Origin of the sequence: Paenibacillus sp. Leaf72, from assembly GCF_001422685.1 — a bacterium.
Lineage (GTDB): Bacteria > Bacillota > Bacilli > Paenibacillales > Paenibacillaceae > Pristimantibacillus.
This window is the reverse complement of record NZ_LMLV01000021.1, coordinates 1-6814: the sequence shown is the minus strand read 5'-3', so window position 1 is coordinate 6814 and position 6814 is coordinate 1. Positions and strand designations below refer to the sequence as shown.

4 protein-coding genes are annotated in these 6814 nt (G+C 44.6%); 1 reads left to right on the top strand and 3 read right to left on the bottom strand.

Annotation, left to right across the window (positions count from 1 at the left end; all coding sequences use genetic code 11):
- Positions 1-3049 precede the first annotated feature (3049 nt).
- Positions 3050-3337, bottom strand: a complete 288-nt coding sequence (locus ASF12_RS18590; protein ID WP_056037785.1) for a hypothetical protein — start codon at positions 3335-3337, stop codon at positions 3050-3052.
- Positions 3338-3490: 153 nt separating this feature from the next.
- On the opposite strand from ASF12_RS18590, the gene ASF12_RS18585 reads away from it, so the two are divergent.
- Positions 3491-3715, top strand: a complete 225-nt coding sequence (locus tag ASF12_RS18585; protein WP_056037783.1) for a helix-turn-helix domain-containing protein — start codon at positions 3491-3493, stop codon at positions 3713-3715.
- A 211-nt stretch (positions 3716-3926) separates the two neighbouring features.
- Here ASF12_RS18585 and ASF12_RS18580 read toward each other — a convergent pair whose 3' ends face one another.
- Positions 3927-4367 (bottom strand): SMI1/KNR4 family protein, encoded by a 441-nt coding sequence (locus ASF12_RS18580; RefSeq protein WP_056037782.1) that lies wholly within the window; start codon positions 4365-4367, stop codon positions 3927-3929.
- A 2-nt stretch (positions 4368-4369) separates the two neighbouring features.
- Positions 4370-6814 (bottom strand): HNH endonuclease (locus ASF12_RS33810; protein WP_200931647.1); only part of this gene is annotated, 2445 nt, incomplete at its 5' end.

The window sequence follows — 6814 nt, the reverse complement described above, 5'->3', positions numbered from 1 at the left end:
GCTGCGATCTGGTCATCGGGATGTTACGGCCGCCTTCGAAGAATAATCCTTCATGATGAGTTTTAACACGGCCTCATAAGTCAGTTTCTGGTTTTGGAAAGAGCGGCTTTTCTTCTCCATATCCAAATGATAGGTATGGGAAATGCCGTCGATATGCACATAATAAATACCGTCGATCCGCTCCAGGCGGCTGTTGCGAATGAGGCCATTAAACAATATTTCCCGTTCCTGCTCCCGATGTCTAAGCACGATTTTTCGATTGGTAAACGAGGCGTTTACATAGCTTTGCGCTTTCGCCTCATCCAGCATAAAGGATAAGGAGAAGGTGGCGTGTGCATGGATGAGCTGATGAATGCTTAGCTCTTGCAGGTGAAGGACACCATCCAGGCCTTCCAGTAAAATCGTAGGATAACCCCNGGCCTCATAAGTCAGTTTCTGGTTTTGGAAAGAGCGGCTTTTCTTCTCCATATCCAAATGATAGGTATGGGAAATGCCGTCGATATGCACATAATAAATGCCGTCGATTCGCTCCAGACGACTGTTGCGAATGAGGCCATTAAACAATATTTCCCGTTCCTGCTCCCGATGTCTAAGCACGATTTTCCGATTGTTAAACGAGGCGTTTATATAGCTTGGCGCTTTCGACTCATCCAGCATAAAGGATAGGGAGAAGGTGGCGTGTGCATGGATGAGCTGATGAATGCTTAGCTCTTGCAGGTGAAGGACACCATCCAGGCCTTCCAGTAAAATCGTAGGATAACCCCNGGAGAAGGTGGCGTGTGCATGGATGAGCTGATGAATGCTTAGCTCTTGCAGGTGAAGGACACCATCCAGGCCTTCCAGTAAAATCGTAGGATAACCCCAGGTTTCTATCATATGGCCGTCTCCTTCTACCGTGTTTGCTCAGCAGCTAGGCCCGTGCGAATAAGCTGGAGCCATTGATCGGTGATCTGTTCGGCATTTTCTGTAGAATGATTCATTTCCAGCCGGCCGCTGATCATATTTCTTAAAATAGTGAACTTCTTTTCCTCGTCTGATGACTGTTGGTATTCCAGCACATTAGTCATAGGGTTATACCATTCAATAGCAGGTGCTACATACTCCACATAATCGGTATACCGTGTGGCATTCAGCCCATTCGCCCCGCTGTCCATGCCGTACAGCTCGTTTACTAACGCAAGCAGAGACTTTCCCTTTGCTGCGTCGGTACGTCCCATGTCTAACTGAGCGGCATCGAGATAAGCATTCATCATGCCTTCATTTTTCNGTAAAATCGTAGGATAACCCCAGGTTTCTATCATATGGCCGTCTCCTTCTACCGTGTTTGCTCAGCAGCTAGGCCCGTGCGAATAAGCTGGAGCCATTGGTCGGTGATCTGTTCGGCATTTTCAGTAGAATGATTCATTTCCAGCTGTCCGCTGATCATATTTTTTAAAATAGTGAACTTCTTTTCCTCGTCCGACGACTGCTGGTATTCCAGCACATTAGTCATAGGGTTATACCATTCAATAGCAGGTGCTACATACTCCACATAATCGGTATAGCGCGTGGCATTCAGCCCATTCGCCCCGCTGTCCATGCCGTACCGTTCATTTACTAACGCAAGCAGAGACTTTCCCTTTGCTGCGTCGGTACGTCCCATGTCTAACTGAGCGGCATCGAGATAAGCATTCATCATGCCTTCATTTTTCNTTTACTAACGCAAGCAGAGACTTTCCCTTTGCTGCGTCGGTACGTCCCATGTCTAACTGAGCGGCATCGAGATAAGCATTCATCATGCCTTCATTTTTCAACATGTCCGGGCTGACGGCTCCCAGAGGATCGACGCGGCTGCGGAAGCCTGTCATCAATCCTATGAAGTAGGTTAGATCTACTTCCTGACCAGGCACCCCTTCGTTTAATACGATCTTTCTTTCAAAAAAATTAAACAGGGCAGGGTCTGATTTTTTTAAAANTGAAGTAGGTTAGATCTACTTCCTGACCAGGCACCCCTTCGTTTAATACGATCTTTCTTTCAAAAAAATTAAACAGGGCAGGGTCTGATTTTTTTAAAATATAAGCATTTATAAGTTTCACCCTTATAATTGGCTTATATTTCATCGCGAAACGGTAGCTTTGCCGCCAGAGGACGGCGACAGCCGTTTACGCTTGAAAAGTCGGCAAGTCCTCGTGTATGTGCATCACTTTCTTTCTCCCAGAAGGTTTCACCATAATCATCCCAGAGCAGGAGGCTCGCCAGCAGCTTTTCTTTCTCTTTGGGATTGATATTATGGTCTTTCATATACTGATCTATTGCCTGCTCCAGCTGGGCGCTGAGCAAATGGAGACGGGAGCATGGATCGTCTACACTTCTNTTCTCCCAGAAGGTTTCACCATAATCATCCCAGAGCAGGAGGCTCGCCAGCAGCTTTTCTTTCTCTTTGGGATTGATATTATGGTCTTTCATATACTGATCTACTGCCTGCTCCAGCTGGGCAAGCTGAGCCATAACGGTCTCCAGAGTCATCTGAGGTGTCTGTCCATGATGCAAGACGGAGATGATGCCGAATCCGTTCTGGCATACGGTCCAGCTTCCTTCAAGCAAAGCCTGATAATGGCCGGCCAGCACATCGGTTTTGGCATTTTGCCACGGAATAGTAACGAGAGACGTACAGGCATTGCCTGTAACAAAGGCCCGTACCTGTTGGACATGAAGCTTTTATGATTGAGCTGTCGCATTTGGCTTGACAAACTGTCCCACTAATTGATACCACCTGCTAATTTTTCATTGAAAACAAACATTTAATTCTATTGTGGAAGTGTTGGTAGATAAGGTTGTTTCTTTTCTAATTGAAACCAACTTCAATATGCTTACATAATAGAGGAATATCATTGATTGCCTGTTCACATAAACTTTCGCAACTCTCTCTAAGAATTTCTCTTAAATGTTTGTGAAAAAGGCTTGAGAAAAAAGAAAAAACCACATGGAGTTGTTAGACTCGCATGTGGAATATTAGTTCAATTCGATTTACATGGGTTAATTGTAACAAAAAGAAGATCATTTGACCCTCTAAATGCTTGAATGATGCAATTCACTAAATAGTTGTAGAGCGTCTTTGAAACCTTGTATGTAGATACTTCTTTCTAAGATGAATTGTAGAGAAATTTGAGTATCTTCATATAGAAAAACTGTATGTTGAAGGTGATCGGGTAGAGCTTCACGGAGCGATTTGAAGTATTGATCTGTCTCCGAAGAAAGCTGACTGTAATCGACGTGATTCTCTAAAAGTTCGCTGTATAGCAATTCTAGACGTATTCTGATAAGTGGTTCTGCTAATGATTCTAATGCATTGACCATATGTTATTCCTCCTCTCGTTAACTCTATAGAGTTATTATATAACCTCATGAGGTTAATTGTAAAGTGAACATTTGACTTTATAGAGTTAATTGTTAGCTTTTCGTTGATGATTCTAAATATGAGGGATAAGATAGTACCATGGAGGCGAAGAGATGACCGTAATCAAGTGTAATATAAGAGAACTCATGGCAGAACATCGAATAGATGATATCACTGAACTGATGATGAAATCGGGATTGAGTCGAAACTCAATTAATAAGCTGTATAGGGAAACGAATATAGAAACGACAAAGCTAGAAACCTTATTTAAACTATGCGATACATTCAATTGTAAATTATCTGATTTGATTGAATATGTACCTGGAGAAAATCAATAGTGAGGGGAGATTTAAGAAGCGACTTAAGATCACAAGAATAGCAAAAAGCAGGTCAATTATGGTGGTATCTGACCATAATCGACCTGCTCAATGTAACGCTAAAACGTTATTAGGGTTATGTTAGTCAAGCATCACTGTAAATACAAGCGAATTGGAGAAATATTTGTAACGGTATTTCATGGGTTAAGTTGAGAGTGGGTAGCCCCACCAATTACCCTTCAACCTCATACAAGTTATCAAAAAAGTCATCAAAGCTACTTGATAGAAGGAACATATTACTCATTTCTTCGTCTGAGTCCATATCGTGAATCCATAAATATATATTTCCAAAGTATTTCTCGCCTATACCTATGCAAATCTCATTTCCTCCGGGGTCATTGGCAATCGATATAAATCCTGCGGGTAATTCACCATCTAAAATTTCAAATATTTTAGCAAGACTTCCCTTCATATCGCCTATCCCATAAAATTTATTGACAACACTTTCCCCTTCTTCATCAGAAATTTTGAAAGTAGAAGCTTGGGGATATCCTCCATTAAACTTAAGCAAAAAATGTTTGTATTGGTCAGGAAGTTTAAGTTCATATTTGAATTCAAACTCACTAATGTCATCTATAGTTATTTTTTCATTCTGTCTATTCATATTCGTCATGTTTAATCTCCTTCTGCATTTTTTCCATTCACTGTAGATTGACCACCAATATGCCTAAACTCTCTATGAATGTCTTCATCAACAAGAACCATTGTCTTACCATCTTCATGATGATGCCATGTATAATCATCAGGTGGTTTATTACTTGCTGGCACGGATGGATCGGAATCTTTATTTAAACCAGCTTCCTCATTTGCTTTTTTGAAGTCGGTTTGAGGATTTTTAGGTTTTGTAACTTCGATCTCGACTGGTTTTACAGTAGGATGGTAATATGGCGTGAAATCGGGGTATCCATTAGGGTAACTTACTGATTGTCCCTGTTTATTAGTATAAGTCCAAGTCCCGTTTTCCTCCATTGAAATCGTACCGCCTTTTCTATACCATTTTTCGGGTATAGGAGAGTTCATCGGTTTAGTTTTCATTATTTCCTTTGAAAAATCTGTAAGCTCTAATTTCCCTGTCTTTATACCCGACCCTACAGCGATCTTAATCCCCAATTCATCAAAAGCAGCAGCTTCATTATCCAGCTTCTTCATGAGCTTGCCGCTTTCATCAAGCACCAGATAGGAGCCATCAGGTAACTTTTGAAGGACTTGAATGGCGCCAGAGCTTCCGGTATATTTCACAGCGCCCATCTTCTTGAGTTCCTTGACGACATCGGCAATGTTGGTGAGCTCGTCTACAAAACGCAGATTTTTAAGCACGCCGACGACAGGGAAGAAGGATAACGTATTTAACCCCGTTTCTCCTGCATGTCCCCAGTTCCACTCCCAGTTCGTGAGATTATGGAATAAATCGCGGACATCCATGGGAAGATCGGCACCAGTCAGACCTAGTAGTATACTTCCGCCAACCCCGCCAGCATTGACTTCGTCGGCGTAATTGCCTTTAAGGATAAAATCGCCGCTTGTTGACCAGTAGTCTCGGAACGACTCCATTTTGGTTTTGCCGTAATGCGCGAGACGCTCGTCCATCGTACGGCCTGTAATCAGAGTGCCATCCGGGAAAAATACAGGAAGGCTCCGTTGCCGAGCTTCCTCATAAGCGGCCAACCGAGCGCCCACAGCGTCGGCAGACATGACCATGAAATCCATCGGATTGCTGGGACTCTCCAGACTGACCTTATCAGCGACAAAATGTACGGTTTTATCATCCTTCTGCATGAGCAGACTGCTGTTCTCGCAAATGAAGGCGAGGGACTCCGTGGCGGATAAGCTAACCGTTAGGCCGGGCCCGGGGACGGGGCCGTCTGCTCCAGCGTGATCCGGGTTGATAGATAGGTTCTTGCCGGACAAATCCATTCCACTCGTGCTGTTTACGAGCAGACCATTACCCTCCAGCAGCGTGATCTGCGACGTACTCCCGCTGGAATGAAGTTTAATCTGATGGTCGCTTAGCATCACGGATTGATTGCCTGGTGAGAACCACTGCTTCGTACGATACATGGTATCGTCTGTTAGTGCTGGCCCGGGATTCCGRTTGCGAGGTGGTGCTTCTTTCGCCGGGGAARCTAATCCTGCTGACACAGCGTTATTTGTCTTCTTGGGAGGAGGCTCCGGATTTTTACTGGARGCTTCAACCCTTTGGGCAATCGCCTCATAGTCATTCCCTTCGGAGCTGATAATATAACAGCCATCCTCATGCGGGAAAGGGAAATGCAGGTTTAATACTTCGCCGATCTCTGGCATCGTACCGTAGCCTTTCCCGCTTCCTCCGGTAAAATAGGTGGGCTGAGGAAACCAGGTTGCCGTTTCCTTCTCCTGCTGTTCATCCATGTGCAGATGCAGCTTGGTATAATGGCTTTTAACCGCAATGACCGTTCCTGTCAGCGAGTGCCCGGAAAGCTTGTCGTGATAGAGCCGCTCTTGCTGTGCGCCTCGTGGCGTAGCGAGCACATACGTATAGCGCAGCAGTCCGTCTGCGGGGTGCAGCTGGCTGTGCTTTTCCACAACGACCAGCGAATGGCCCTGAAACCGCAGCCGATCACCGAGCTCATAGCAGGCATATTGGTTCTTAATCTCATATTGCAGGCTGTCGGAATCGTGAAGCTCGGTAATGGTTCGGTTTTGGATGATACGCTGGGTACGAGCCACTTGCCTCGTCATCCGATACGGTGTAGGAGGAAGCAGGCGCTCATCGCGTCCTTCAGGCAAGCCGACGAAATATTTTGGACCCTCGCGTCTAATTTCTGGAATCAATCCATTATTCACATAGGAGGTGAGCCGCCGGATAAAAGCCCAATCGGTCTCTTCGTATTGCAGAAGGAACCGCCCAACCGGCTTGCTGCACCCATCATCCGGCCATATGAAATCGGCATGTGCATAATCCTTCATGATGAGTTTTAACACGGCCTCATAAGTCAGTTTCTGGTTTTGGAAAGAGCGGCTTTTCTTCTCCATATCCAAATGATAGGTATGGGAAATGCCGTCGATATGCACATAATAAAT

Excerpts from the sequence above, each read along its gene's own strand:
- ASF12_RS18590 (WP_056037785.1), bottom strand. The coding sequence starts at position 3,337 with ATGGTCAATGCATTAGAATCATTAGCAGAACCACTTATCAGAATACGT.
- ASF12_RS18585 (WP_056037783.1), top strand. The coding sequence starts at position 3,491 with ATGACCGTAATCAAGTGTAATATAAGAGAACTCATGGCAGAACATCGA.
- ASF12_RS18580 (WP_056037782.1), bottom strand. The coding sequence starts at position 4,367 with ATGACGAATATGAATAGACAGAATGAAAAAATAACTATAGATGACATT.